Here is a 359-nt window from a genome sequence, read left to right on the forward strand (position 1 = left end):
TCGTCGACGGTCATCGCGCCCTCGTGGGGACGCCGGGACAGGTCGATGCCGAGCTCCTCCGCCGCGCGGAAGACGTCCTCGTCGGTGTCCCTCATCTCGATCGACATGCCGTCGCTCGACAGAACCTCGACGTTCAGACAGAGCGACTGCATCTCCTTGATGAGAACCTTGAAGGACTCGGGAATGCCCGCCTCGGGGATGTTCTCGCCCTTGACGATGGCCTCGTAGACCTTCACTCGGCCCAGCACGTCGTCGGACTTGATCGTCAGCAGCTCCTGCAGCGCGTACGCCGCGCCGTAGGCCTCCAGCGCCCACACCTCCATCTCGCCGAAGCGCTGGCCGCCGAACTGCGCCTTACC

At 65.5% G+C, this 359-nt stretch carries 1 pseudogene; it reads right to left on the minus strand.

The window, feature by feature from the left end:
- Nucleotides 1–359, minus strand: a pseudogene (locus FLW16_RS43245) (DNA-directed RNA polymerase subunit beta); the annotation flags it as partial.

The organism is Microbispora sp. KK1-11, assembly GCF_006874435.1.
Taxonomy (GTDB): Bacteria; Actinomycetota; Actinomycetes; order Streptosporangiales; family Streptosporangiaceae; genus Microbispora; species Microbispora catharanthi.